This window comes from Myroides pelagicus (genome assembly GCF_009711055.1).
Classification (GTDB): Bacteria; Bacteroidota; Bacteroidia; order Flavobacteriales; family Flavobacteriaceae; genus Flavobacterium; species Flavobacterium pelagicum.
In genome coordinates, this window is record NZ_WMJY01000002.1 from 130,985 (window position 1) to 156,970 (window position 25,986).

22 protein-coding genes are annotated in these 25,986 nt (G+C 35.1%); 9 read left to right on the top strand and 13 right to left on the bottom strand.

Features of this window, described 5'->3' with window-relative positions:
- Positions 1-62: 62 nt before the first annotated feature.
- The 3 genes from GJV77_RS01615 to GJV77_RS01625 are packed head-to-tail and all read left to right on the top strand — an operon-like array spanning position 63 to position 3,738.
- Positions 63-1,829 (top strand): 1-deoxy-D-xylulose-5-phosphate synthase, encoded by a 1,767-nt coding sequence (locus GJV77_RS01615; protein WP_155034611.1) that lies wholly within the window; start codon positions 63-65, stop codon positions 1,827-1,829.
- 3 nt (positions 1,830-1,832) lie between these two features.
- Positions 1,833-3,047 carry a DUF3078 domain-containing protein gene (locus GJV77_RS01620; protein WP_240142794.1) on the top strand — a complete coding sequence of 405 codons (1,215 nt, stop codon included), beginning with the start codon at positions 1,833-1,835 and terminating at the stop codon, positions 3,045-3,047.
- Positions 3,048-3,057: 10 nt separating this feature from the next.
- Complete coding sequence (locus GJV77_RS01625) at positions 3,058-3,738, top strand: porin family protein (protein ID WP_155034612.1); 681 nt, start codon at positions 3,058-3,060, stop codon at positions 3,736-3,738.
- Between the two features lie 3 nt (positions 3,739-3,741).
- Here the strand turns inward: GJV77_RS01625 and GJV77_RS01630 are convergent, their stop codons facing one another.
- The 7 genes from GJV77_RS01630 to GJV77_RS01660 all read right to left on the bottom strand — a co-directional run bounded on the left by GJV77_RS01630 (position 3,742) and on the right by GJV77_RS01660 (position 11,150).
- Positions 3,742-4,377 (bottom strand): hypothetical protein, encoded by a 636-nt coding sequence (locus GJV77_RS01630; protein WP_155034613.1) that lies wholly within the window; start codon positions 4,375-4,377, stop codon positions 3,742-3,744.
- A 26-nt stretch (positions 4,378-4,403) separates the two neighbouring features.
- A complete protein-coding gene (gene rpoN, locus GJV77_RS01635) occupies positions 4,404-5,861 on the bottom strand; it encodes an RNA polymerase factor sigma-54 (protein WP_155034614.1) in 1,458 nt (485 codons plus the stop codon).
- A gap of 111 nt (positions 5,862-5,972) precedes the next feature.
- Positions 5,973-7,406: an asparagine--tRNA ligase gene (gene asnS, locus GJV77_RS01640; RefSeq protein ID WP_155034615.1), complete on the bottom strand. Its 1,434-nt coding sequence runs from the start codon at positions 7,404-7,406 to the stop codon at positions 5,973-5,975.
- A 188-nt stretch (positions 7,407-7,594) separates the two neighbouring features.
- On the bottom strand, positions 7,595-8,680 hold the full coding sequence (locus GJV77_RS01645) for a Glu/Leu/Phe/Val dehydrogenase dimerization domain-containing protein (RefSeq protein WP_155034616.1): 1,086 nt from the start codon (positions 8,678-8,680) through the stop codon (positions 7,595-7,597).
- A gap of 338 nt (positions 8,681-9,018) precedes the next feature.
- On the bottom strand, positions 9,019-9,582 hold the full coding sequence (frr, locus tag GJV77_RS01650; RefSeq protein WP_155034617.1) for a ribosome recycling factor: 564 nt from the start codon (positions 9,580-9,582) through the stop codon (positions 9,019-9,021).
- An 8-nt stretch (positions 9,583-9,590) separates the two neighbouring features.
- Complete coding sequence (gene pyrH, locus GJV77_RS01655; protein ID WP_155034618.1) at positions 9,591-10,310, bottom strand: UMP kinase; 720 nt, start codon at positions 10,308-10,310, stop codon at positions 9,591-9,593.
- 45 nt (positions 10,311-10,355) lie between these two features.
- Positions 10,356-11,150 (bottom strand): patatin-like phospholipase family protein, encoded by a 795-nt coding sequence (locus GJV77_RS01660; protein WP_155034619.1) that lies wholly within the window; start codon positions 11,148-11,150, stop codon positions 10,356-10,358.
- A gap of 75 nt (positions 11,151-11,225) precedes the next feature.
- Here GJV77_RS01660 and GJV77_RS01665 point away from each other — a divergent pair, with 75 nt between their 5' ends.
- Positions 11,226-11,825, top strand: a complete 600-nt coding sequence (locus tag GJV77_RS01665) for a thioredoxin family protein (RefSeq protein ID WP_155034620.1) — start codon at positions 11,226-11,228, stop codon at positions 11,823-11,825.
- Positions 11,826-12,003: 178 nt separating this feature from the next.
- Here GJV77_RS01665 and GJV77_RS01670 read toward each other — a convergent pair whose 3' ends face one another.
- Complete coding sequence (locus GJV77_RS01670) at positions 12,004-12,627, bottom strand: YiiX/YebB-like N1pC/P60 family cysteine hydrolase (RefSeq protein ID WP_155034621.1); 624 nt, start codon at positions 12,625-12,627, stop codon at positions 12,004-12,006.
- A 311-nt stretch (positions 12,628-12,938) separates the two neighbouring features.
- On the opposite strand from GJV77_RS01670, the gene GJV77_RS01675 reads away from it, so the two are divergent.
- The gene (locus GJV77_RS01675) at positions 12,939-13,430 is read left to right on the top strand and encodes a 3'-5' exonuclease (protein ID WP_155034622.1); all 492 of its coding nucleotides are present in this window, start codon (positions 12,939-12,941) and stop codon (positions 13,428-13,430) included.
- Between the two features lie 375 nt (positions 13,431-13,805).
- On the opposite strand, the gene truB is transcribed toward GJV77_RS01675, so the two are convergent.
- Genes truB through GJV77_RS01695 form a run of 4 tightly spaced genes read right to left on the bottom strand, consistent with a single transcriptional unit; the run spans position 13,806 to position 16,483 of the window.
- Entirely contained in the window at positions 13,806-14,522 is a 717-nt protein-coding gene (gene truB, locus GJV77_RS01680; RefSeq protein ID WP_155034623.1) for a tRNA pseudouridine(55) synthase TruB, read from the bottom strand.
- Between the two features lie 2 nt (positions 14,523-14,524).
- Positions 14,525-15,331 (bottom strand): undecaprenyl-diphosphate phosphatase, encoded by an 807-nt coding sequence (locus tag GJV77_RS01685; protein WP_155034624.1) that lies wholly within the window; start codon positions 15,329-15,331, stop codon positions 14,525-14,527.
- A 23-nt stretch (positions 15,332-15,354) separates the two neighbouring features.
- Positions 15,355-15,591, bottom strand: coding sequence for a DUF3098 domain-containing protein (locus tag GJV77_RS01690; RefSeq protein WP_155034625.1), 237 nt, complete (start codon positions 15,589-15,591; stop codon positions 15,355-15,357).
- Between the two features lie 10 nt (positions 15,592-15,601).
- Positions 15,602-16,483, bottom strand: a complete 882-nt coding sequence (locus GJV77_RS01695; RefSeq protein WP_155034626.1) for a cell division protein FtsX — start codon at positions 16,481-16,483, stop codon at positions 15,602-15,604.
- A gap of 173 nt (positions 16,484-16,656) precedes the next feature.
- On the opposite strand from GJV77_RS01695, the gene leuS reads away from it, so the two are divergent.
- On the top strand, positions 16,657-19,470 hold the full coding sequence (gene leuS / locus GJV77_RS01700; protein ID WP_155034627.1) for a leucine--tRNA ligase: 2,814 nt from the start codon (positions 16,657-16,659) through the stop codon (positions 19,468-19,470).
- A gap of 86 nt (positions 19,471-19,556) precedes the next feature.
- On the opposite strand, the gene GJV77_RS01705 is transcribed toward leuS, so the two are convergent.
- Positions 19,557-19,937 carry an SPOR domain-containing protein gene (locus GJV77_RS01705; RefSeq protein ID WP_155034628.1) on the bottom strand — a complete coding sequence of 127 codons (381 nt, stop codon included), beginning with the start codon at positions 19,935-19,937 and terminating at the stop codon, positions 19,557-19,559.
- A gap of 217 nt (positions 19,938-20,154) precedes the next feature.
- Between GJV77_RS01705 and GJV77_RS01710 the strand changes: the two genes are divergently transcribed.
- Genes GJV77_RS01710 through nrfD form a run of 3 tightly spaced genes read left to right on the top strand, consistent with a single transcriptional unit; the run spans position 20,155 to position 25,985 of the window.
- Entirely contained in the window at positions 20,155-21,435 is a 1,281-nt protein-coding gene (locus GJV77_RS01710; RefSeq protein ID WP_155034629.1) for a cytochrome c3 family protein, read from the top strand.
- Between the two features lie 38 nt (positions 21,436-21,473).
- On the top strand, positions 21,474-24,536 hold the full coding sequence (locus GJV77_RS01715; RefSeq protein ID WP_155034630.1) for a TAT-variant-translocated molybdopterin oxidoreductase: 3,063 nt from the start codon (positions 21,474-21,476) through the stop codon (positions 24,534-24,536).
- A 39-nt stretch (positions 24,537-24,575) separates the two neighbouring features.
- Complete coding sequence (nrfD, locus tag GJV77_RS01720) at positions 24,576-25,985, top strand: NrfD/PsrC family molybdoenzyme membrane anchor subunit (RefSeq protein WP_155034631.1); 1,410 nt, start codon at positions 24,576-24,578, stop codon at positions 25,983-25,985.
- Position 25,986 lies beyond the last annotated feature (1 nt).

Genomic DNA, 25,986 nt, shown 5'->3' on the forward strand with positions numbered 1-25,986 from the left:
ACATATTAAAGAATCAAAAGTAAAAACAAAATTGTAATTTTGTTTTCTATTTGTTAAAAAGAATGTATCAAACTATACTAAATCATACACTAACACCAAGTGCTATAAAGAAATTAACGCTTGAAGAACTTAAAGTACTAGCTCAAGAGTTAAGAGAATTTATTATTGAAGTTGTAGCTACTAAAGAAGGACATTTAGGAGCAAGTCTAGGGGTAGTGGAGCTGTCTATTGCTTTGCATTACGTGTTTGACACTCCATATGATTTGTTGGTATGGGACGTCGGTCATCAAGCATATGGTCACAAATTACTAACTGGTCGATTAGATCGCTTTCACACAAATAGACAAAAAGATGGTATCAGTGGATTTCCTAAGCGTGAGGAAAGTGAATTTGATACCTTTGGTGTAGGTCATTCTTCAACATCTATTTCTGCTGTATTAGGTATGGCTATAGCCTCGAAGATAAAAGGAAATCATGATAAACAGCATATAGCTGTCATTGGAGATGCTTCTATTGCTGCAGGTATGGCTTTTGAAGGTTTAAATCATGGAGGTGTGTCTGATGCAAATATGCTGGTTATACTAAATGATAATGCTATTGGTATAGATCCTAGTGTGGGTGCTTTAAAAGATTATTTAGCATCCGTAAAGCAAGGTAAGAACCCTCGCGTTAATAATATGATCAAATCATTGCATTTTAGATACGAAGGTCCTGTTGATGGCCATGACTTAGCTTCTCTAATAAGAGAATTAGAGTTGCTAAAGAAAGCCAAAGGGCCAAAGTTTCTGCATATTATAACAACTAAAGGTAAAGGGTTAAAGCAAGCTGAAGAAAATCAAGTTAAATACCATGCGCCTGGTCGATTTGATAGTAAGACTGGTGAATTGATTAAAAGTAATCAAACCAATTTATCAGAGAAATACCAGGATGTCTTTGGTAAAACGCTTGTTGAGCTTGCAGAACATAACAAGTCTATTGTTGGAATCACCCCAGCTATGCCTACTGGAAGTTCGATGACTTACATGATGCAGGCATTCCCTGAGCGAGCTTTTGATGTTGGAATAGCAGAACAACATGCTGTAACTTTGGCGGCTGGAATGGCTACTCAAGGTTTATTGCCTTATTGTGCTATCTACTCTACGTTTTTGCAAAGAGCATATGATCAGATTATTCACGATGTAGCTTTGCAAAAGTTACCTGTTGTTTTTTGTATCGATAGAGCTGGGTTAGTTGGGGAAGATGGAGCAACCCATCAAGGGGTGTTTGATATTGCCTATTTAGGATGTATTCCTAATCTAGTTATTGCTGCTCCTCTGAATGAAATCGAGTTGCGAAATCTATTATATACGGCTCAATTGGGAATCGATATGCCGTGGGCAATACGCTATCCTAGAGGTCGTGGAGTGATGAAGGATAGTTGGAAGGATAATTTTACGAAAATTACCATTGGAAATGTCAAAGAGTTTAGAAAAGGGAATAAATTTGTTATCCTGTCTACTGGAACGATAGGTAATCATGTGATAACTGCTTTTGAGTCTTGTGATAATTTAGATTGGGGACATTATCACTTTACTTTTGTAAAGCCATTAAACAAAAAGGTTTTAGAAGAAATATGTAAGCATTATCAACGTGTTGTAACGATTGAAGATGGGGTTATAACGGGTGGTTTTGGTAGCCTGATTAGCCAATACATAGCACAATATTTTCCACATATTCAAGTTGAGAATCTTGGTGTGAAGGATTCTTTCATAGAACATGCTACCGTAGGAGAACAATATGAAGAATGTGGTATAGATATCGAATCGATTAAAAAAATTATAAAGGAGTAAGTTTTGAAAAGGTTTAAAAGTTTTTTATTTAGTTTATTATTAGTTGTAAATACGATTTCAGTGGTTCATGCTCAGGAGGATTTATCGAGTGATAGTCAGCCTAACGTATCGGTGCCAGCTGTGCAAATGAAGAGTGATACTATTAAGTTTCAAGAGAATCCTTTTAACCCTTTAATGGGATTTTTACCTATGAAGGATTATGGAACGAATACAATGAACTATACTAGAGGAAGTGGAAATTATGATTTGCCTTATTTTAAACCGGAGTTTTACGTTAAGGCGACTAAGCCAAAATTTACTGAAGTTGAAATAAAGTATAATCCTAATATTGATTTGAATCTTGTGCCTTTAAATGATGAGGTTATTGGTTATTGGGATAAGAAAAATAAGTTAGGATTAGACCTAAATCAAATTGCTTTTGTCAATTGGAGTAGTGGTGGGGAGAATTCTATTTCTGGTATTATCAAAGGAGATTTTCAAAGAAAGTACACTAAGGGACGTTTTGTATGGGATAACACATTAAGTTTGCGCTATGGAGTCAATAAGCAATCTGATAGAGAACTTAGAAAGACCGATGATGTTTTGGATTTGAATATTTCATTAGGGTATCGTAAATCTAATATCTCAGATTGGTATTATGTTACTAAGGTAAACTTTAAAACTCAATTTACAGATGGTTTTAATTATCCGAACATTGATGACCCTATCTCTAGATGGTTTGCTCCAGCTTATTTATTCGTCGGTATGGGGGGGGAGTATGTGATGCCTAAAAGTCGTATGAAGTTTTATATCTCTCCTGTTACTTATAAAGCAACATTTGTCTTAGATCAAACATTAGCTAATCAAGGAGCCTTTGGAGTTCAAAAGGCAGAGTATGACGATCTTGGTAATATGATTAGGAAAGGAAAGAATTCACGTGCAGAGCTTGGTTTTTTATTGAGTAACGAGTGGAAAAAAGAAGTGCTTAAGAATATATTTTTAGATCATAAGCTTTCACTATATAGTGATTATCTGAATAACTTTGGTAATATTTACGTCTCGTGGGAGATGAAGATAGATTTGAAGGTTAATGAATATGTGCACGCTAATATTGGTACTTATTTCATTTATGACGATAACGTTAAAAGTAAAGTTGAGAGAGATGGTGTTCAAGTAATGGAAGGACCTAAGCCGCAATTTAAACAAACGTTAGGTGTAGGTCTTGTTTATACTTTTTAAATGTTTTGCAATGATGAGAAAAGTCTTTTATTTATGGTGTATAAGTTTTTTTACTATTCATGGGATAGCTCAAGAACAGTGGGATTACGAAGAAAATACTGTTGATTTAAAATATCGTGAGGATCAGTTCTACTTTGGTGTAAGTCATACGCTAATGCAGGATAAGTTTAAAGGTTATAGTCCCTATTCTTTTTCGATAGGAATTAATGGAGGTTTCCTTAGAGACTTTCCTATAAATCAAAATAGAACTATTGCTATTGCTCCAGGTATTGGGTATTCATATTTGAATCTACGTAGTAATTTTGGACTATCGGAAACGAATGAGTACTTAATGCTGTCAAATTACAAACAGAGTTCCTTATCGCTACATTCTATTGATCTTCCTATTGAATTGCGTTGGCGAACATCTACTCCGGAAAGTCATAAGTTCTGGCGCGTTTATCTTGGCTTTAAAGCAAGTTATAATTTTAACAATAGGTTTAAGACTACTACGAGTTCCTATTCGATCATCCGTACAGGAGATATGAATATTAATAAGTGGATGTATGGGGCTTATGCTTCTGTCGGATTTAATACATGGAATTTTTATGTGTATTACGGATTGAATAGTATTTATAAAAATGAAGTGTTTGCTAATGATCCAACACGTTTGAAAATGCTAAATGTTGGAATGATGTTTTATATTCTTTAATTCTTAGTTTAAAACTATAAATACTAACTGTGGAATAATACCAATAAATGTTCCTAAAGCAATCTCTAACGAAGTATGTGCTTTGAGGTATAATCGAGCACTTCCTGTGATTCCCATTAGCATAATCATAATAATGATATGTATAATATCTGATACTTGATATTTAAAAAAAACATAGGTAAGGAAAGTAGTTAAAGCTGCTAACATTGTCATGTGTACACTCGACTTTATTTTGAAAAACAAAGAAAGTGTAAGTAATAGGTAACTGCTTATGATTCCCCAGAAATAAACATTTAATTCATATGCGTTGTTCTCAATTAGTATGTATTCTTTTAAGGCTATTAAAAGAAAGATATTAATTGCAAAAGGTATTAACCTATCCTTTGCGTCGCTTAGCATAACTGTCGATCCGATGAGTCGTAACGAACTTAGTAAAAAATATATTGAAATTGGTAGTAATACGGTAATAATCCCTATTTGTATCAGCATGATGTTTATCTCGTCAGCAAAGAAGTAATTAGCCGTATAGTGAAAATACAACCATACCGTTAATAGTGGCATTATTAACGGATGGAGTATATAGGATATTATTTTGAAAGCTCTAATAGCCTTTTTATTGTATTCAGTTTCCCCTTTCATTGATTGCCTTTAGATACAATTACGGACTAAATACGCTTGCGCATTCTTGCCACAGGTATATCAAGTTGTTCTCGGTATTTCGCGACTGTCCTACGAGCAATGGGATATCCTTTCTCTTTTAAGAGTTCAGCTAATTTATCATCCGGATATGGCTTTGCTTTATCTTCATCAGCAATGATTGTCTCTAAGATTTTTTTGATTTCTATTGTTGATACTTCTTCTCCTTGATCATTAACCATAGCTTCCGAAAAGAAGTTTTTTATTAAAAATGTACCGTACGGTGTGTCCACGTATTTGCTATTAGCAACCCTCGATACCGTTGAAATATCTAAACCAATACGATCTGCAATATCTTTTAGAATCATCGGTCTAAGTTTAGTTTCATCTCCAGAAATGAAATAGTCATACTGGTATTCGATAATCGCCTGCATAGTCACGTATAGGGTTTCTTGCCTTTGCTTGATTGCATCAATAAACCACTTAGCACCGTCTAATTTTTGCTTGATAAATTGTACAGCATCTTTCTGAGCACTATTTGATTTTGAAGACTCCTTATAAGACTGTAACATCTCTTGGTAATCTTTAGAAATATGTAACTCAGGTGCATTTCTTCCATTAAGAGAAAGCTCTATTTCTCCATCAGAAATCTTAATGATAAAGTCTGGTGTGATATGTTCTACAATACGTGTATTACCAATATATGCACTACCTGGTTTTGGATTTAGTTTCTCAATTTCGTCAATAGCATTGCGCAGTTGCTCTCTTGTTACTCCATATTTTTGAAGTAATTTATCGTAGTGCTTTTTAGTAAAAGCATCAAATTGATTTTCGATTATATCTTTTGCCAAATCTACAGCGTCTGTAGGTGTCTTGTGTCTAAGTTGTAACAAGAGACACTCTTTTAAATCACGAGCTCCTACGCCAGAAGGTTCTAATTCATGTACGATATTTAGAATTTTCCCTACCGTCTTTTCATCAGTATAGATTCCTTGAGTGAATGCTAAGTCATCTACGATATCTTGAATATCTCTTCGAATATAACCCATATCGTCAACACTACCAACTAAAAACTCTGCGATTGCTCGATGTTCGTCAGTTAATATGAATGTATTTAACTGATTAATTAAGTCTTGATGGAAGCTTTCAAATGCTATTATAGGCGCTTCATAGTCATCATCATCTTTACTGTAATTGTTGGTCTGAAGCTTATACTCAGGAGTTTCATCATCGCTTAGGTATTCATCTATATTGATGTCTTCTGCTTCTATTCGATCATTGTCGTAGTCGTCATAGTCATCACCATAGTTGTCTTCCTCTGCCGAATAATCATCTTCTTTTCCACTTTCGAGTGCAGGGTTTTCGATAAGCTCTTCTTTCAAACGCTGTTCAAATGCCAAGGTTGGCAATTGGATAAGTTTCATCAACTGAATCTGTTGAGGAGATAGTTTTTGAGATAGCTTTAATTGAAGACTTTGTTTAAGCATTTTATGAAAATTGTGTGAATAAAAAAATGTTTACTTTACCACAGGATATTATTTATCAAAAATAATAAAAAAATGTGATAAAGTAAACATTAATAAGAAGTATCAGTTCCTTTAAAACTCCGCACTTTGAGGGGTTCTTGGGAATGGAATTACATCTCTAATATTTGTCATACCTGTTGCGAATAAAACAAGTCTCTCAAAACCAAGACCAAATCCACTGTGTGGCGCTGTTCCAAATTTACGTGTATCCAAGTACCACCATAATTCCTCTTCTTCGATACCCATTGCCTTCATTTTTTCTACTAAAACATCGTATCTTTCTTCTCTTTCTGAACCTCCAACAATTTCTCCAATTCCAGGGAATAGGATATCCATTGCTCTTACTGTTTTTCCATCTTCATTCATACGCATGTAAAACGCTTTAATTTCAGCTGGATAATCAAATAAGATTACGGGACACTTGAAGTGCTTTTCTACAAGGTAACGCTCGTGCTCACTTTGTAAATCTGCTCCCCATCCATCAATGATGTATTTGAATTTTTTATTTTTATTAGGTTTACAGTTTCTTAGGATATCAACAGCCTCTGTATAGCTAACGCGTTTGAAATTGTTTTCAACTACAAAGTTTAACTTTTCAAGTAGGGACATTCCACTTCTTTCTGCTTGTGGTTTGTTTTTCTCTTCGTCTTGTAATCGTTTATCTAAGAATACTAAATCATCTTGACATTTTTCAAGTGTGTATTTGATCACGTATTTGATAAAGTCTTCTGCTAAATCCATATTGTCATCAAGATCGTTGAATGCAACTTCTGGTTCTATCATCCAGAATTCAGCTAAGTGTCTTGATGTATTCGAATTCTCAGCACGGAATGTAGGTCCAAATGTATAAACAGAACCTAATGCCATTGCATAAGTTTCTGCTTCTAATTGTCCTGATACTGTTAAGTTTGTAGTCTTTCCAAAGAAATCCTCCTTAAAGTTTATATTTCCCTCCTCTGTGCGAGGTAAATTGTTTAAATCTAAATTAGTTACTCTAAACATTTCTCCTGCTCCTTCAGCATCTGATCCTGTAATGATCGGTGCATTGAAATAAAAGAATCCGTTTTCTTGGAAGTATTTATGTACGGCATACGATAATGTGCTACGTACACGCATAATAGCTCCAAATATATTTGTGCGTACTCTTAAGTGAGCATTCTCACGTAAAAATTCTAAAGAGTGTTTTTTCGGTTGGATTGGATACTCTTCAGGGTTTGCCTCACCATATACTTTAAGTTTGTTTACTTGAATTTCTACGGTTTGACCTGCTCCTTGACTTTCTACTAACGTTCCTGTTACTGATAGGGCAGCTCCTGTATGTATCTTCTTTAGTAATTCTGCTGGGAATTTATCTAAATCAACAACACACTGAATATTATTTATAGTTGAACCATCATTCAAGGCTATAAATTGATTGTTTCTAAAAGTTCTTACCCATCCCTTAGCTTTTACTTCATGTAGTAAATTTTTACCCGTTAGAAGATCGACGATTTTCGTGTGTTTCATGATGAAATATATTGTTTATAATCTCTGATTCTGTTTTGTAAAGACAGAAATACTCGCAAATTTACTAATTTTAAATCTATATTTAGAAGTTATTTGTCGGTTTGATTTTTTTTATTGTTGGCATTAAATTTATTAGTCATAAAAAAAGTCAGCTAATTGGCTAGCTGACTTTTAGTGTTAGTTGTATTCTATTTTTTCTTGAAGCGTTTTTCTGCTTTTTGCATAGCTGCTTGAAGTGTAGTGATATTTTTTTCTTTAGCTTCATTTAAAACTTCTAATGTTGTATTGTAGATGTTTTCTGTTCTTTTTAGTGCTTCATCTTGACCATAATGGGCGATCTCTCCAAATACATTAATAATTCCTCCTGCATTAATCAAAAAGTCTGGTGCATATACGATTCCTCTTTCTTGAAGAATTTTTCCATGAACGCTTTCTACAGCAAGTTGGTTGTTTGCCGCTCCAGCGATTACTTGTGCTTTTAATTTATTGATTGTATCGTCATTGATGGTTGCTCCTAAAGCACATGGCGCATAGATATCCATGTCTTCTAAGAAAAGATCTGTACCTGTAAATATGTTGGTGTTGTATTTTTTCGATACTTCTTCTACGCGTTCTTGGTTTAGATCTGTAATCGTTACAATAGCTCCATTTTCTGTTAGGTGTTTTACTAATGTTTCTCCTACATTTCCAATTCCTTGAACAAATATCTTTTTACCACTTAAGTTATCTGTTCCCCATTTGAAGTTAGCAGCAGCTTTTAACCCCATGAATACACCATAAGCAGTTACTGGAGAAGGATTACCAGAACCACCTAGCTCTTTAGATATTCCAGTTACATGTGGTGTGGTGCTGTGTATTAAATCCATATCCGCTGTTGTTGATCCTACATCTTCTGCTGTGATGTATCGACCACTTAGGGAATCTACATACTTGGCAAATGCCTTGATCATTTCAGGCGTTTTATCTTTTTTTGAATCTCCTATGATTACTGCTTTTCCACCTCCTAGATCTAATCCTGAAATAGCTGATTTATAAGTCATACCACGTGATAGACGCAGCACATCGTTTAGTGCTTCCCATTCAGACTGATAGTTCCACATTCTTGTTCCTCCTAAGGCTGGTCCAAGATTTGTGTTGTGGATTCCAATGATTGCTTTTAGTCCTGACTCTTCGTCGTGACAAAACACTATTTGTTCGTGATTATCAAAAGACAGTTGACCAAAAACAGGACTTGTTTTTTGCAGTTCTTCAGGTGTTAAGATTCGTGTATTCATATTTGAATTTAATTATAGTGATTAATTTATGTAAGTTACTTAATCAGAATTGAATACAATATGATAAATGTTATTTTTACATTGTTAGAAAGAAAAAACACGAATGCCTTGAAATAATGTGGTGTAAACTTTAAATTTAAGAAAGATATTTAGTAAATACGAGATTTTAATGACACTATTGTGCAGTAGCTTTTTTTAATGATGAGACTGATCTTCTAGAGATTGATTGGATAATCTGGTGGTTTGAATGATATGGGATTAGCTGTCAGTGTGTTGGCGATGAGGTTCGCTAAAGAATACAGTAGGGATAAAAAAAAATCCGCATTCCTGCGGATTCTTTATACTTTCATGATTTCAGCTTCCTTCACAGCTAGAATATCATCGATTTTTTTTACGAAACTATCTGTTAATTTTTGAACTCTTTCTTCAGCATCTTTGCAGATGTCTTCAGAAGTACCATTCTTTTCTTCTTTTTTGATATCGTTATTTGCATCTTTACGAGCATTTCTGATACCTATTTTTGCATCGTCAGCTTCCGATTTTGCTTGCTTTGCCAAGTCTTTACGTCTTTCTTCTGTAAGCGCTGGAATATTGATGATGATGTTTTCCCCGTTATTCATAGGGTTAAGCCCTAGATTAGCAATCAAGATTGCTTTTTCAATAGGTTGTAGCATATTCTTCTCCCAAGGAGTAACAGTTAATGTACGCGCATCTGGCGCATTGATATTTGCTACCTGTGAAAGTGGTGTTTGAGATCCGTAGTAATCTACGAATACTGCCCCTAACATTTGAGGAGAAGCTTTTCCTGCGCGGATGTTTAATAATGATTTCTCTAAGAAAGCTACAGTGTTGTCCATAGACTCTTTTGCAGCGTCGATTATTAAGTTGATTTCTTCTGTCATAATTTTAATTAATTGATGTTCACAGATACTGTAGTACCTACAGAATCATTCCCTTGACAAACTTTTAATAAATTATTTTCTTTGTTCATGTCGAATACAACAATTGGCAATTCGTTTTCTCTACTTAGAGTGAATGCTGTTGTATCCATTACATTTAATCCTTTTTTTAGCACATCACTAAAAGTAATGTTTTCAAATTTAATCGCTGTTGGATCTTTTTCTGGATCTGCTGTGTACACACCGTCTACACGTGTTCCTTTAAGAATTACATCTGCATTAATCTCTACCCCTCTTAGTACGGCAGCTGTATCTGTAGTGAAGTAAGGATTCCCTGTTCCTGCACCAAAGATCACAATTCTTCCTTTCTCTAAGTGGCGTACAGCTCTTCTCTTGATATAAGGTTCAGCTACTGCTTCAATCTTTAAGGCTGTTTGCAATCTTGTTAGCATTTCTGATCCTTCCAAGGCTCCTTGTAGTGCTAAACCATTAATGATTGTTGCTAACATTCCCATGTAGTCACCTTGTACGCGATCCATTCCAACATTTGCTCCCGCAACTCCTCTAAAAATATTTCCTCCTCCAATTACAATTGCTATTTCAACACCTAAGTCGTGAACTTTTTTAATTTCAGCAGCATATTCTGCTAATTTTTTTGGATCAATACCATATTGCTGATCTCCCATCAGAGCTTCTCCACTTAATTTCAGTAGAATTCTTTTGTATTTCATTGAAAGATATTTTTAAAGTTTTGCAAATATAAAGATTATATACTTTTAGAGAATAGCTTTTTGCAATTTATCTTTATTCCTTTCAAATGATTCTTTTGTTGACTGATAACCAATCTCATATATTTTGTCCATTTTTTCTTTACTCCTTTCAAAGGTTGAGTAGTTTATTAACTCTTCGGGTTCGATCAACCAATCGCAATGTTTACTCTGTTGTATATTGCTCATGGCGGTCATTAATTCATACGCGCGAAAGGTTACGGAACGAATAGAGGTTAATTCTTCTTGTTTGACTTCGTGGATTGGTGTTACGTTGATCCCAATCACGAAATTAGAAACTTCTTTCATGATATTGATGGGGAAGTTATTCACGATTCCTCCATCACTATAGATAGTGTCTTTTATTTTATAGGGTGAAAATACTCCAGGAAAAGCGCTAGACGCCAGTATAGCATCAGTTACTTTTGTTTGATTGTCAAAGATGTGTAGGGTTCCCTGAACGATATTCGTCGCTGTAATGTAAACTGGTATATTCAGTTCTCCGATCGTTTTGTCTCCAAATACGCTATGTAGGTATTTATCGAAAGCATTAACATCCATTATACCTGCTTTTTTGAAGGTGAAATGGGACCAATCGAAGAGGTTGACAGATTTGAAGAAATTGAGGATTTCTTGGGGTGGCATTCCAATAGCATGTAAACATGAAACAATAGACCCAGCACTTGTACCTGCTAGTACTTGTGGATGTATATTTTGTTCTTGTAAAAATTGTAGTGCGCCTGCATGGGCTAGTCCTTTATAGCCTCCACCTGATAAAACCAAACCGAGCGTTGTCTTGTCCATTCCTTATTAGATTGTATAAACGTTTATTTAAAAAAGCCGTATCTTTGAGTAATACAAAAACTAAAATTACACAAAATGATACATATCAACTCAAAAACAATAGAGAAAAGTTTTTCTTACACTGAATTTAGAGCTTTTGTTACAGATTCTTTAGCTAATAATGTAGATGCTTTAGAACTTAATGATGATTATCTAGCCTATGCAAAATTAAATGAAGCACGTCTTCATCGACTTGACAAGACTTTAAAGGCTAGTGAAGAATCGGCGTTTTATTTGAATAACCTTGATAGAAAGGTGCTGTGGATTGCGATTACTGAATCTTGGTGTGGTGATGCTGCACAATCTGTTCCTATGCTTAATAAATTAGCTGAATTGTCGGATAATGTAGAGTTGAAATTGGTCTTGCGTGATAAAAATCTTGATTTAATGGATCAATTCTTGACCAATGGTGGTAGGGCAATTCCTAAGTTACTTATTGTCGATAAGCAATCCCTTGAGGTTTTGGCTGATTGGGGACCTCGTCCAACTGGTGCTCGTACTTTGATCGAAGACTATAAAAAAGAACATGGAGTAGTAGATGAAACGTGCAAAATCGAATTGCAAAAATGGTATACAAAAGATAAGGGACACGAAGTAGAAAAAGAAGTCATTGACTTGATGAAGTCTGTATTATAGCTTTTTGCCTAAGAAATGGCTAGTCTCTAGGCTTACGTTAGGCTATCAAGCTTAATAGTAGTGCGTAAGTTAGTTGGTTTATTAGGATCTTATTTAAAAAAGAGAAAGGAATATGTATTCATGACGTATTCCTTTCTCTTTTTTTATTGCAAAACTCGATGTGATAGTCAAGTTGGGTTTAATTGATAGGCCCTAACATTGTTAAATTCTTTGAAAAGGACATACCTGCTGGATTTAGCCCTGGTAATCCTTCAGGAATAGGCTGCTCTAGTTTTTCGAAGTATTCCACCCAAACAGGGAAAAACTCTTTCGTATATTTCGATTTATACGTCATCGCATAGAGGTAAAAGAATGTTTTTCCTTTATTCGCAGCCATAAAGGCATCGTATAGTAACTCTGAACAATAGTATTTGTCATTGTCTAACAAGTAATTTTCATCATAAGGTATCCCTACTTGTTTAATGGCAAATTCTTTGGCTGGTTGTATTAATTTCTTGTATTTTTTATTAATTCGACCGACGTGACTTGGGTTAGTTGTTTTGTTTAGAAACTCATCAACAGGCGTGATACAAACAGTTGGGTGTGTAGCTTCTATTACTTGTAGCTTTCCTTCATAGTTGATGACCATGCCGATGTGATTAAAGTTGTTGTCTTCATATCCATAGGTTACTTCGTTAATTGCATCACATAAAGGACCGCAATTGAGGTTTTGGAAGATCAAATCACCTTCTTGCAATTCTATTTTTTGAGCAAATCCAAGTGAGGTAAAGGTAAATACTATTAGAAGAACAATGTGTTTCATGTTTTTTTTCGCTAAGGTATTAGAATTATCGAATTATGTCAAATATTGCATTGTAATCTAAGAAAGTTGTTTTTTGATGAATACACTGCTAATTGAAATAGTTTCACTTGGTAAAATAAGCTTGGAAAGGCTACTTAGTCTTTTTCCGTCTAGTTCACTTAATAGTTAATTGAAGTTTCTGAATTGTATAAATTATATTTTGTATTTTAAAATAGTTATTTTTAGTGCAAATAATATCTCGGCTAAAATAGACAATTACAACAGCAATTTAGTCGTTATAAGGGCGTTTAAATGATTGAAAAAATAGGATTATGGATAGTTTTGTAGCTATTGATTTCGAAACAGCAAATCAACAACGAACAAGTGTATGTAGTGTAGGGTTAGTATTGGTAGAGAATAGAAGAATAATCAATACCTATTATAGTTTGATTAAGCCTATACCAGACTTTTATAGTTATTGGAATACCCAAGTACATGGGTTGACTTCTTGGGATACCCGAGAAGCGTTATATTTTCCTGAGATATGGGTGGAAATTAAAGAGTTTATTCAAGATTTACCTTTAGTAGCCCATAATAGCGCTTTTGATGAAGGGTGCTTAAAGGCTGTATTAGGGGCGTATGATTTACCTCTGCATCAAAATCCTTTTTATTGTACTTGCCGTATGGCTCGCAAAGTTTTCCCTGAGTTAGTTAATCACAAGTTGGGTACAGTGTCTAAGTATATTGGTTTTGATTTAACTAATCACCATAATGCATTAGCAGATGCTGAGGCATGTGCACATATAGCTATAGAAGTGTTTTAGGAGTAGTTGATTGTTGTTGTGATTAATTGACGAATATTCTAAAGAGAATGACGATTTATTTTTACATCTTTTAATATAGATTTTTGTATGTTAGTGCAGAAGGTTGTGACTCATATTGGACTGATTATTCGTTCATTTGTTACCAAGGTTGAGGGATGAGTGCAGAATAGGTGCAGTTTACTAGCCCAGAAGCCTGTTTTTGGCAAGGAATGGGCAAGAAAACTGCACGTATACCTCAAGCATCAAGGAGGAAGAGTTAGACGGATCTTAGTTTTTTAAGAACGCTAATGAGGAATCTTATAGATTTAATTTGATAGGAGATATACTAAAGGTGAAAAAATAAAAAAGCTACAAATTAATTGTAGCTTTTTTACTTTAATTATCTTGAGCAGTTGCTTGTATTAGTTGTTCTTCGAAAGCATCAGGAGTGACTGCGTTTGCAACGTCAAAATCACCAATTTTGGTTCTGCGTAAAGCGCTAAGGTGAGCTCCTGAATTTACTTTTTGGCCAAAGTCGTAAGCTAAAGAGCGAATATAGGTTCCCTTTGAACATATAACTCTAAAATCTACATTAGGCAATGCAATATGAGTGAGTTCGAATTCTTCTATTGTGATAGGTCTAGTCGCTATTTCTACTTCTTCTCCTTTGCGCGCATGTTCGTATAGTCGCTTACCATCTTTTTTAAGAGCTGAGAAGATAGGCGGACGTTGTTCTGTCGTACCGATAAAGGATAGTCTAGCATTATCCAATATAGTTTCTGTAATATGATCAGTAGGGAAAGTTTGGTCTATCTCTGTTTCTAGGTCATAAGATGGTGTCGTTCCGCCTAGGGTTATAGTTCCTGTATACTCTTTTATTTGCCCTTGTAATTCACTGATTTGTTTAGTGGATTTACCTGTGCAAATAATTAATAGGCCAGAAGCTAATGGATCTAGTGTGCCAGCGTGTCCTACTTTAATTTTTTTAAGTCCAAAGTTTTTCTTTAATAGCCATTTTATTTTGTTCACGGCTTGAAATGAAGACCAGTGTAAAGGTTTGTCTATTAAAAGAATTTGGCCATTTTGAAAGGCCTCGGCAGTGTATTGTATCATGCTTATTTAAGGTATCCGAAATATAATAATAGTAAAGCTCCTGCAATAATTCTGTAGTATCCCCAAGGTTTGAAACCGTATTTTTTGATGATACCGATAAAGAATTTAATAGCTATAATAGATACAATAAAAGCGATTACATTCCCTAATAGAAATAATTTTAAATTGTCTGGGTTGTCAAGGAGTATTTCATAACCAATCCTACCAGACTCATATTTCTTTAGAACGATTGAATATACTGTTACAGCTGCCATGGTAGGTACGGCTAAAAAGAATGAGAATTCAGCAGCAACTTGTCTAGAAAGCCCTTGTTGCATTCCTCCTATAATTGATGCAGCTGAACGGCTGGTACCTGGCATCATTGCAAGGCATTGCCAAAAACCAATGGTTACAGCTTGCTTTACAGTGATATCTTCTTCTTTTGTTGTTTTAGGATTTTTGAAATATTTGTCAATAAAAATTAATACAAATCCACCGATAATAAGCATAATAGCAATATAGATAGTCTCTCCTAGTACTTGATCAATAGCTTCGTCAAATAGTTTTCCAAGTACAAGTGCTGGAATTACAGCGAGTACTAGTTTCTTGTAGAAGTTGAGTTTACTAAAGTCAAAGAATTTTCTCCAGTAAAGGGCAACTACAGCAAGGATAGCTCCAAATTGGATAGCTGTTTGAAATAGTTTTACGAATTCGTCTTCTTGAATGCCGTAAGCGGAACTTACGAAGATCATATGTGCTGTAGAAGATACAGGCAAGTATTCAGTTAATCCTTCAACAATAGCTAGAAGAATTGCTTGTATTAAATCCATCGATTATTTATTTGGTAAATGTATTAACGTTTAAAAATTGAATAAATAGCTACACCAATTCCAACAAAGAATAGTGTAGGAGCTACATGTATTCTTCTGAAGCTGTAAATTGCTTCATTGAACTTTGTAGGGTTATCATTAGTCGCTCCGCTCATAAGAATAAAGCTAAGAGCAATGATAGCTAGACTAGCAAACAGATAAGGGTAGTTTTTCTTGTTGAATAAGAATTTGCTACTGGTAGTATTTTCTTTTGTTTTCATAGAATATAGCTTAATATAAGTCGTCTGATTTTAAATTTAAATAGCGTTGTGTCGCAAAAAAAGTACTGATACTTGTGATGATTAATCCAAGAATTAATATACCAGCAGAAACAGCTACTAATGGTAAGTAGTTTTCTTTAGGGTTAAGGTCTAAGTCTGGGAATCTGTTATCAATATAGAAAACAAGAATAATCAGAGCAACAATTGCAATAAAAGAACCTATAAGGCCTAATCGTATACTGTGTTTTATGAATGGGCGACGGATAAAGCTTTTAGTAGCCCCGACCATCTGCATTGTTTTAATTGTAAATCGACTAGAAAAAATTAATAAACGAAGAGAGCTATTAATCAATAACATCGAAATAAAGGTAAGCACAGTTGTTATAATTAGTGCCCATTTTGTAATTTTAGTGACATTGTTATTTACTAAGTCAACTAATTCTCTGTCGTATATTAATTCCTTAACACCTTTACTGTTGATTAGCTCTTTTTCAATCTTTGCGATACTGTCACTAGCGACGTAATCACCTTTTAGGTGCATATCAAAAGAGTCTTGCAAAGGATTGTAACCAATAAATTGAATAAAGTCTTCTCCTAGATCTTCTTTGTGTTGAGTAGCGGCACTATCTTTAGAAATAAAATTATAATTTTTGATATAGGTTGCTTTACCTAGTTTTTTGTCTAAGTTATCTATTTCTGTTTGTGATACTTTTTTGTTTAAAAAAATAGTCATAGGGATATTTTCTCTAAACTTGTCAGAAATTCTTTTTGAATTTAAGACAAACAAACTCAGTGTGCCTAAAATAAAAAGCACAAGTGTAATACTGAAAATAACTGAAAAATAAGAGGAAATAAGTTTTCTCTTTTGGTATTTTTCGTAACGGTTAGTCATATTCTTTTCTTTAAGGCAGTAAAAATAACAAACAAAAATGTTTTTATAAGATAATAACGATTAAAGTTTTCTAATTGTTATAAATATAGTTTATTTTTGCGTATTAACGACTTGAGAACGATTGTCGTTTCTTGAAGTCTAGTATTGTGAAATTTACTTATTAACTGAATAGCATGAAGTATAATCCGAACGAAATTGAAGCTAAATGGCAAAAATTTTGGAAAGAGAACCAAACGTTTAAAACCGATAATATATCGGATAAACCAAAGTATTATGTATTAGATATGTTTCCTTATCCATCTGGAGCAGGGTTACACGTAGGGCATCCACTAGGATATATTGCCTCTGATATCTTTGCGCGATATAAGCGTCAAAGAGGATTCAATGTACTGCACCCACAAGGATATGATAGTTTTGGTTTACCAGCAGAGCAATATGCTATTCAGACAGGACAACATCCTGCAATTACGACAGAAGAAAACATTTCTAAATATAGAGAGCAGTTAGACCGTATTGGATTTTCATTTGACTGGAGTAGAGAAGTTCGTACTTCAAATGCTGACTACTATAAGCATACGCAGTGGATCTTTACTCAGTTGTTTGATGCATGGTATAATAAGGAGAGTAATCAAGCAGAAAAAATAGAAACACTTGTAGCATTATTTGAACAATCAGGTAACGCTAACGTACAAGCAGTAAGTGATGAGGGAATTAACCTATTTACTGCTGATCAATGGAATCAGTTTTCTGTAGAAGAGAAAGAGTTGATGTTATTGAAGTATAGAATGACTTATTTGGCAGAGACAGAAGTGAATTGGTGTCCAGCATTAGGAACTGTTTTGGCGAATGATGAAATTAAAGACGGTCTTTCAGAAAGAGGGGGGCATCCTGTTGTACGTAAAAAAATGAAGCAATGGAGTATGCGTATCTCTGCTTATGCTGAGCGTTTACTTCAAGGTTTAGAAAGTATTGATTGGACAGAAAGCATCAAAGAAAGTCAACGCAATTGGATTGGTAAGTCAGTGGGTGCATCAGTTGTGTTTAATCTGAAAGAAAGTGATGATACAATTGAGGTGTTTACTACGCGTCCTGATACAATCTTTGGTGTTAGTTTTATGACTTTAGCACCAGAGCATGATTTAGTATTAAAAATAACTACAGATGAGCAACGTGCAGCTGTAGAGGAATATATTGAGGCTACTGCTAAGCGTAGTGAACGCGATCGCATGGCGGATGTGAAAACAATATCGGGTGTGTTTACGGGAGCTTATGCAGAGCATCCTTTTACAAAAGAGGCAATAGAAATTTGGATTGGTGATTATGTGTTAGCTGGTTATGGGACAGGAGCTGTTATGGCTGTTCCGGCTGGTGATACGCGTGATTATGCGTTTGCAAATCACTTTGATATTGCGATCAAAAATATCTTTAATCAAGACATTTCTGAAGAGGCTTATGCGGAGAAAGATGGTTTTGTATTAGAAAATTCGGACTTCTTAAATGGAATGAATTGTAAAGAAGCTACAAAGAAAGCTATTGAGGAATTAGAAGCCATAGGTCAAGGTAAAGGAAAAGTAAACTATCGTTTGCGCGATGCGGTATTTTCTCGTCAACGCTATTGGGGGGAGCCATTCCCAGTTTATTACGTGGATGGTCTTCCAAAAATGATAGAGCAAAAACATTTACCAATCTTATTGCCAGAAGTAGAGAAATATTTACCAACAGAAGATGGACAGCCACCATTAGGGAATGCAGCTGTATGGGCTTGGGATACTGTAAATAATTGTGTTGTTGAAAATAGTTTAATTGATGGAAAGACTGTTTTTCCATTAGAGTTGAATACAATGCCTGGTTGGGCGGGGTCTTCTTGGTATTGGATGCGTTATATGGATCCTCAAAATACAGAAGCTTTCGCTTCAAAAGAAGCATTGAACTACTGGCAGAATGTTGATTTATATATAGGTGGTAGTGAACATGCTACTGGTCACTTGTTGTACAGTCGTTTTTGGAATAAGTTTTTAAAAGATTTGAATTATGCGCCTACTGAGGAGCCATTCCAAAAATTGATTAACCAAGGAATGATTTTAGGTACTTCAGCGTTTGTATATCGTATTGAAGGAACAAATACGTTTGTTTCTAAAGATATGATCACGGATCAAAAAGTTCAGAAATTGTATGCTTATGTTGGACTAGTTAATTCTTCTTCTGAGTTAGATATGGAAGGGTTTAAAGCATGGAGACCTGATTATGCTACAGCAGAGTTTGTGTTAAATGCAAATGGGAAATACGTAGTAGGGCACGAAGTAGAAAAAATGTCTAAGTCTTACTATAACGTAGTTAATCCAGATGATATTTGTGAAGAATATGGAGCTGACACGCTTCGTTTATACGAAATGTTTTTAGGGCCATTGGAGCAAGCTAAGCCATGGAATACAGCAGGTATTTCTGGGGTTGCTGGGTTTTTGAAAAAATTGTGGAAGCTATATGCTGATGATAATGGTGTTGTAGTAGTAGATGAAGAGCCGACTAAAGATATGTATAAGTCTTTACACAAGACAATTAAAAAGGTGATAGAAGATATTGAGAATTTTTCATTTAATACTTCAGTATCCCAATTTATGATTTGTGTGAATGAGTTGTCACAACAGAAATGTAATCATCGTGCAATCTTAGAGCCTTTAGCTATAGTAGTTTCACCTTATGCGCCACATATCGCTGAGGAGTTATGGTCGATGTTGGGGCATAAAGAATCAATTGCTGATGCAGAATTTCCTGAATTTAAACAAGAGTATTTAGTAGAAAGCTCAAAAGAATATCCAGTTTCGTTTAATGGTAAAATGAGATTTAAAATTGAACTGCCTTTAGACTTAACAGAGGAACAGATTAAAGAAATTGTGTTAGCAGATGAGCGCACACAAGCACAGCTTCAGGGAAGAGAACCTAAGAAAGTAATTATAGTGCCAGGTAAAATTATTAATTTGGTAGGGTAACATAAAAAACGAGCATTTGATTTCAAATGCTCGTTTTTTATTTATATCAATCACTAGTTGTTAGTGTTAAAAAAACAATTTGACGATTATTTCCCTGGACGAATGAGTAGGGTCTTTGGGAAGTTTTCTTTTACAGCTTTTAAGTTTCTTTCAGCTTCAATTCTTGTTTTGAAATTCCCAGCCATCACTTTGTAAGAAGGGGTGCTATAAATAATAGTAGCGCCTATTTCAGGGTATTGATTTCTAAAAGAAGCTAGTGCTTGTCTGGCTTGTGTTCCGTCTCCGTAAAATACTTGTAATCGGAAGCCATCTTTGGTTGAGATTGTAGAATTGTTGTTTTTCTTAGTTTCTACTAATTTCGCGATGTTATATGGTTCGTTTACAACGACCTTTTTGTTTTGAGCAGCGATTTGAGAAATGCTAAAAAGACCGAAGGTAATTAATGAAAAAACTCTTAAAATTCTCATAATGAAATGTATTTGGTACAAAAATACGATTTATCTGCAAAAGTCTTAAGTTTTGCTTTATTTAGAACGTATATAAATTGGATTTAAAGGGCTGTAAAGGTTTTTAGAGTAAGTCATAAATTGTATTTTTGTCGGAGTTTGTAAATAAGGTGTATAAGATAGCGGTCTAATTGGCTGTTAAAAAAGACCAAATTTAGTTGAAAATCATTTTATAACTATGAAAAAAGTGGGTAACCATAATTCGTTTTCAAAGATTTTATTCTTTTGTTTAGCGTTAATGCTATCGTTTACGACAATTTCATTTGCTCAAGATGTAGCAAAAGGTAAGGAATTGTTTAATTCAAAGTGTGCTGCTTGTCACAAGTTAGATGCTAAATCTACAGGACCAGCTCTTCGTGGTGTAGTAGAGCGTCATGATGGAGATGTGGAGTGGCTACATAAATGGATTAAAAATAGCTCGGAATTAATTAAATCGGGCGATGCAACTGCTGTTAAGTTGTTTGAGGAGTGGAATAATGTGCCTATGAATGCCTTCCCTGAATTGTCAGATGAAGATATTGATAATATTTTAGCATATACTTCACAAGAGAAAGCGGCTCCAGTTGCTGCTGCAGGAGCGGGTGCTGCTGCACAAGGAAATAGTAATTCAGATGCAGTGTCTAATGTTGTTGTTCTAGGAGCGTTAGTTGTTGTTTTAATGATGTTAGTAGCAATGCTTTTCTTCGTACGTAAAGTACTTAAAAAAGTAATTGAATCTAATGGGTTGGAACAAGAAATTGTGCAAGGAACACCGATCTGTAAGGCATTTGTTAAGAACAAGTTCTTGGTGATTGTTTCTGTATTGGTAATGGTACTTATCGGATCTTATTTTGCGTTTGGATTCATGATGCAAATTGGAGTTGATAAAGGGTATGAGCCAGTTCAGCCAATTCACTTCTCTCACAAAATTCACGCAGGTGATAATGGTATTGATTGTAAGTATTGTCACTCAGCAGCTAGAACAAGTAAAACATCGGGTATTCCTTCGTTGAACGTTTGTATGAACTGTCACAAGAATATCTCTGAGTTTACAGGAGAGCCTGGTAAGGATTATGGTAAATATACGCCAGAATTCTACACAGGCGAAATTCAAAAATTATACGATGCTGTTGGATGGGATGTAAACACTCAGAAGTATACGGGGAAAGAAAAACCTGTGAAATGGGTGCGTATTCACAACTTACCTGACTTTGCATACTACAACCACTCTCAACACGTAAATGTTGCTGGATTAGAATGTCAAACATGTCATGGACCAGTTGAAGAAATGGAAATCATGAGACAACATTCTCCATTGACAATGGGATGGTGTATAGATTGTCACAGAAAGACAGATGTTAAGTTAGAGAATAATGAGTATTACGCTAAGATTCACAAAGAATTAGCTGGTAAGTACAACAAAGAGAAGTTGACTGTAGCAGATATGGGTGGATTAGAATGTGGTAAATGTCACTATTAATAAGTAATTAAGAATAAAGAAGCTAATATATATATACAATGGCATCAAACAAAAAATACTGGAAAAGTGTTGAAGAGCTGAACGAAAATAGTTCTATTGTTGAGACGCTAAGAGATAATGAGTTTGTTGAGGAAATTCCTACAGATGAATTCCTTGGTGATAAGGAAAAGTTGTCTTCGTCTTCTACTACTCGTCGAGACTTTTTGAAATATGTAGGTTTCTCTACAGCAGCTGCAACTTTAGCTGCGTGTGAAGGGCCTGTAGTTAAATCTATACCGTATGTGGTACAACCAGATGAGATCGTTCCTGGTGTAGCAGATTATTATGCTACTACGGTTGCTGATGGATTTGATTTTGTTAATGTTTTAGTGAAAACAAGAGAAGGTCGTCCAATCAAGATTGAGAACAATAAATTAGCTGGAGCGTATTCAGGAGCGAATGCTCGTGTTAACGCTTCTGTATTAACAATGTATGATAATCTACGTTTGAAGCAGCCTAAAATTGCTGGTAAGGAAACAACGTGGGATGAAGTAGATGTTAAAGTAAAAGCTAGTTTAGAAGATGCTAAATCAAAAGGAGGTAAAATTGTATTGTTAACAAATACAATGGCGAGTCCTTCGACTGATAAATTAATCAATGAATTTGCTGCGGCTTATCCAACTACAGAACACGTAGTATATGATGCAGTATCTTCTTCATCTGCTCTAGATGCTTATGAAAAAGCTTATGGAACGAGAGGTTTGGCTGATTACGATTTTAGTAAAGCTGACGTTATTGTTTCTGTTGATGCGGACTTCTTAGGTGACTGGCAAGGTGGTGGTTATGATTCGGCTTATGCTCAAAAGCGTATACCTAAGCGTACAACGCTTGAGAGTAAAGTGATGTCTAAGCATATCCAATTAGAGTCAAATATGTCTTTAAGTGGTGCGAATGCTGACGTGAGATTACCATTAAACTCTGCGGATTTAAAAGCTGCATTAGTTAAAATATACAATGTAGTAGTTGGTGCTAATGTTGGTACTAACACTACAGCTTATGACGAAGCAATCATGAAAGCAGCTAAGCAATTAAAAGCTGCTGGAAGTAATGGGGTGTTAGTAAGTGGAATTGATGATGTTAATGCTCAGTTATTAGTGTTTGCTATTAACCAAGCTTTAGGTTCTTCAGCTTTCTTACCAGAACAAACGAAATTCGTTAGACAAGGTAACGATGCTAAAGTTGCTCAATTAGTTAAAGATATGGCTGCTGGAAAAGTTCATACTTTAATTATGTCTAATGTAAACCCGGTGTATTCGTTAGCTAACGGAGAGGCTTTTGCTGAGGCATTGAAAAAAGTTGGTTTAACAGTGTCTTTCAGCATGAAAGAGGATGAGACAGCTTTAGTTTCAGGTATTGCTGCGGCAACTCCTCACTACTTGGAGTCTTGGGGTGATGTAATGATTAATAAAGGACTGTATTCGGTAACTCAACCTACAATACGCCCATTATTTAATACACGTCAATTACAAGATGCTTTATTATTATGGACGAATAATAATACAGCTTATTATGATTACGTAAAAGCTGTAGGTCAATCTACAGTTGGAAATAAAACTTGGAATAAGATTGTACACGATGGTTTTGCAACTTTAGGAGAGTCTGCAAAAGTAAGTGCAAGTGCTGATTTTTCTTCTGCTGCAGCTGCAATAGCAAAAGCAAGAAAAGAGGGAGAGTTTGAGTTGGTTTTCTATACTAAAACTGGTATGGGAGATGGACAGCAAGCAAATAATCCATGGTTACAAGAGTTCCCAGACCCAATTAGCCGTGCTTCGTGGGATAACTATGCTACAGTATCTAGTAAAGATGCAGAGGCATTAGGAATCGTTAATAAACACGTAGCTAATGGAGGTTTAGATGGTAGCTATATAACATTAACTGTTAATGGTGTTACTATTGAAAATGTACCAGCTTTAATTCAGCCAGGTCAAGCTCAAGGAACGATTGGATTAGCATTTGGTTATGGTCGTAAAGCGGCTTTAAAAGAAGAAATGCAAGTTGGTGTTAATGCTTATAAACTATATACTAACGCTTCTAAAGTTCAACCAGTAACTGTTGCAATGGGGAATGGAATGCATGAATTTGCATGTGTTCAGTTGCACAATACATTAATGAGTAGAAGTGATATAGTTAAAGAAACAACAGTAGCTAAATATCATGCGAATGATGAAGAGTGGAATCCACTACCAATCGTAAGTTATGATCACCAAAATGTTAAAGCTAGAACAATTGATATTTGGGAATCATTTGATCGTACTGTAGGACATCATTTCAACTTATCTATTGATTTGAATGCTTGTACTGGATGTGGTGCTTGTGTGATTTCGTGTCATGCAGAGAACAACGTGCCAGTTGTAGGTAAATCAGAAGTTAGAAGAAGTAGAGATATGCACTGGTTACGTATCGATAGATATTATTCTTCAGAAGCAACTTTTGATGAAGATGTTAAGAAGAAAAAAGATGCAAGTGGATTTGGTGAGTATAGAAAAGCATTCCAAGAGTTAGAGGATCCTGCTGACAACCCACAAGTTTCTTTCCAACCTGTAATGTGTCAACACTGTAATCATGCACCATGTGAGACTGTATGTCCAGTAGCTGCAACATCACACGGACGCCAAGGTCAAAACCACATGGCTTATAACCGTTGTGTAGGTACTAGATACTGTGCGAATAACTGTCCATATAAAGTGAGACGTTTCAACTGGTTCTTGTACTCTAATAATAGTGAATTCGATTACCACATGAATGATGATTTAGGACGTATGGTATTAAATCCAGACGTAGTAGTTCGTTCAAGAGGGGTAATGGAGAAATGTTCATTGTGTATTCAAATGACGCAAGCAACTATCTTGAAAGCTAAGAACGAAGGAAGAGCTGTTAAAGCAAATGAGTTTGAAACTGCATGTTCAGCGGCATGTTCAAGTGGAGCGATGATCTTTGGAGATATCAATGAAAAAGAATCAGATATTACTGAATTAGTAGAGTCAGATCGTTCATACTACTTATTAGAGCATATTGGTACTAAACCAAATGTATTCTATCACGTGAAAGTAAGAAACGTGTAATTAACTAGAATTATTAATTAAAGAAACATATAAAGGATTATGTCGTCACATTACGAAGCACCCATTAGAAAACCTTTAGTTATTGGTGAGAAGACTTACCATGATATAACTGTGGATGTGGCTAGACCTGTAGAAGGGAGAGCGAATAAGTTATGGTGGAGAGTATTCGCTATTGCTTTAATAGCTTTTCTATGGGGAGTTGGATCAATGGCTTATACTGTTGGAACAGGTATTGGTACTTGGGGATTAAATAAAACTGTAGGATGGGCATGGGATATTACCAACTTCGTTTGGTGGGTAGGTATCGGTCACGCGGGTACACTTATCTCAGCTGTATTATTATTATTTAGACAAAAATGGAGAATGGCAATTAACCGTTCTGCAGAGGCTATGACAATTTTCTCTGTAGTTCAGGCAGGTCTATTCCCAATTATACACATGGGTCGTCCATGGTTAGGGTACTGGGTATTACCATTACCAAACCAGTTCGGTTCATTATGGGTTAACTTTAACTCACCTCTTTTATGGGATGTATTTGCGATTTCAACGTATTTATCAGTATCGTTAGTATTCTGGTGGACAGGATTACTACCTGACTTTGCGATGTTACGTGATAGAGCAATAACACCATTTACGAAAAGAGTTTATTCAATTTTATCATTTGGTTGGTCGGGAAGAGCAAAAGATTGGCAACGTTTTGAAGAGGTATCTTTAGTATTAGCTGGTTTAGCTACACCTCTTGTACTTTCTGTACACACGATTGTATCTTTTGACTTTGCTACTTCAGTTATTCCTGGATGGCATACAACAATCTTACCACCATACTTCGTAGCAGGTGCTATTTTCTCAGGATTCGCAATGGTAACAACGTTGTTAATCATCATGAGAAAAGTATCTAACTTAGAGGCTTATATTACTATTCAGCACATCGAATTGATGAACATTATTGTTATGATTACTGGTTCTATTGTAGGTGTGGCTTATATCACTGAGTTATGGGTAGCTTGGTATTCAGGAGTAGAATATGAACAATATGCATTCCTTAACCGTGCTACAGGACCTTACTGGTGGTCATATTGGTTAATGATGACTTGTAACGTAATTTCACCACAAGTAATGTGGTTTAAGAAAATACGTACAAATATCATGGCTTCATTTATTATCTCGTTAATTGTAAACGTAGGTATGTGGTTTGAGCGTTTCGTGATTATTGTAACATCATTACATAGAGATTACTTACCATCATCATGGACAATGTTCCAACCAACATTTGTAGATGCTGGTATCTACATTGGTACGATAGGTTTCTTCTTTGTATTATTCTTATTATATTCGAGAAGTTTCCCTGTAATTGCACAAGCAGAGGTGAAAACAATCTTGAAATCATCGGGAGAGTACTATAAGAAAGAGAGAGACAGTAAAGAAAATCATCAATCTTTAAATCATTAAT

Bases quoted from the DNA above. Each gene is read 5' to 3' on its own strand.
- GJV77_RS01670 (WP_155034621.1), bottom strand. From the start codon at position 12,627: ATGAAACACATTGTTCTTCTAATAGTATTTACCTTTACCTCACTTGGA.
- truB (WP_155034623.1), bottom strand. From the start codon at position 14,522: ATGATACAATACACTGCCGAGGCCTTTCAAAATGGCCAAATTCTTTTA.
- GJV77_RS01710 (WP_155034629.1), top strand. From the start codon at position 20,155: ATGAAAAAAGTGGGTAACCATAATTCGTTTTCAAAGATTTTATTCTTT.
- GJV77_RS01630 (WP_155034613.1), bottom strand. From the start codon at position 4,377: ATGAAAGGGGAAACTGAATACAATAAAAAGGCTATTAGAGCTTTCAAA.
- GJV77_RS01625 (WP_155034612.1), top strand. From the start codon at position 3,058: ATGATGAGAAAAGTCTTTTATTTATGGTGTATAAGTTTTTTTACTATT.
- GJV77_RS01675 (WP_155034622.1), top strand. From the start codon at position 12,939: ATGGATAGTTTTGTAGCTATTGATTTCGAAACAGCAAATCAACAACGA.
- asnS (WP_155034615.1), bottom strand. From the start codon at position 7,406: ATGAAACACACGAAAATCGTCGATCTTCTAACGGGTAAAAATTTACTA.
- nrfD (WP_155034631.1), top strand. From the start codon at position 24,576: ATGTCGTCACATTACGAAGCACCCATTAGAAAACCTTTAGTTATTGGT.
- GJV77_RS01705 (WP_155034628.1), bottom strand. From the start codon at position 19,937: ATGAGAATTTTAAGAGTTTTTTCATTAATTACCTTCGGTCTTTTTAGC.
- GJV77_RS01615 (WP_155034611.1), top strand. From the start codon at position 63: ATGTATCAAACTATACTAAATCATACACTAACACCAAGTGCTATAAAG.
- rpoN (WP_155034614.1), bottom strand. From the start codon at position 5,861: ATGCTTAAACAAAGTCTTCAATTAAAGCTATCTCAAAAACTATCTCCT.
- GJV77_RS01685 (WP_155034624.1), bottom strand. From the start codon at position 15,331: ATGGATTTAATACAAGCAATTCTTCTAGCTATTGTTGAAGGATTAACT.
- GJV77_RS01645 (WP_155034616.1), bottom strand. From the start codon at position 8,680: ATGAATACACGAATCTTAACACCTGAAGAACTGCAAAAAACAAGTCCT.
- GJV77_RS01695 (WP_155034626.1), bottom strand. From the start codon at position 16,483: ATGACTAACCGTTACGAAAAATACCAAAAGAGAAAACTTATTTCCTCT.
- pyrH (WP_155034618.1), bottom strand. From the start codon at position 10,310: ATGAAATACAAAAGAATTCTACTGAAATTAAGTGGAGAAGCTCTGATG.
- leuS (WP_155034627.1), top strand. From the start codon at position 16,657: ATGAAGTATAATCCGAACGAAATTGAAGCTAAATGGCAAAAATTTTGG.
- GJV77_RS01690 (WP_155034625.1), bottom strand. From the start codon at position 15,591: ATGAAAACAAAAGAAAATACTACCAGTAGCAAATTCTTATTCAACAAG.
- GJV77_RS01660 (WP_155034619.1), bottom strand. From the start codon at position 11,150: ATGGACAAGACAACGCTCGGTTTGGTTTTATCAGGTGGAGGCTATAAA.
- frr (WP_155034617.1), bottom strand. From the start codon at position 9,582: ATGACAGAAGAAATCAACTTAATAATCGACGCTGCAAAAGAGTCTATG.
- GJV77_RS01715 (WP_155034630.1), top strand. From the start codon at position 21,474: ATGGCATCAAACAAAAAATACTGGAAAAGTGTTGAAGAGCTGAACGAA.
- GJV77_RS01665 (WP_155034620.1), top strand. From the start codon at position 11,226: ATGATACATATCAACTCAAAAACAATAGAGAAAAGTTTTTCTTACACT.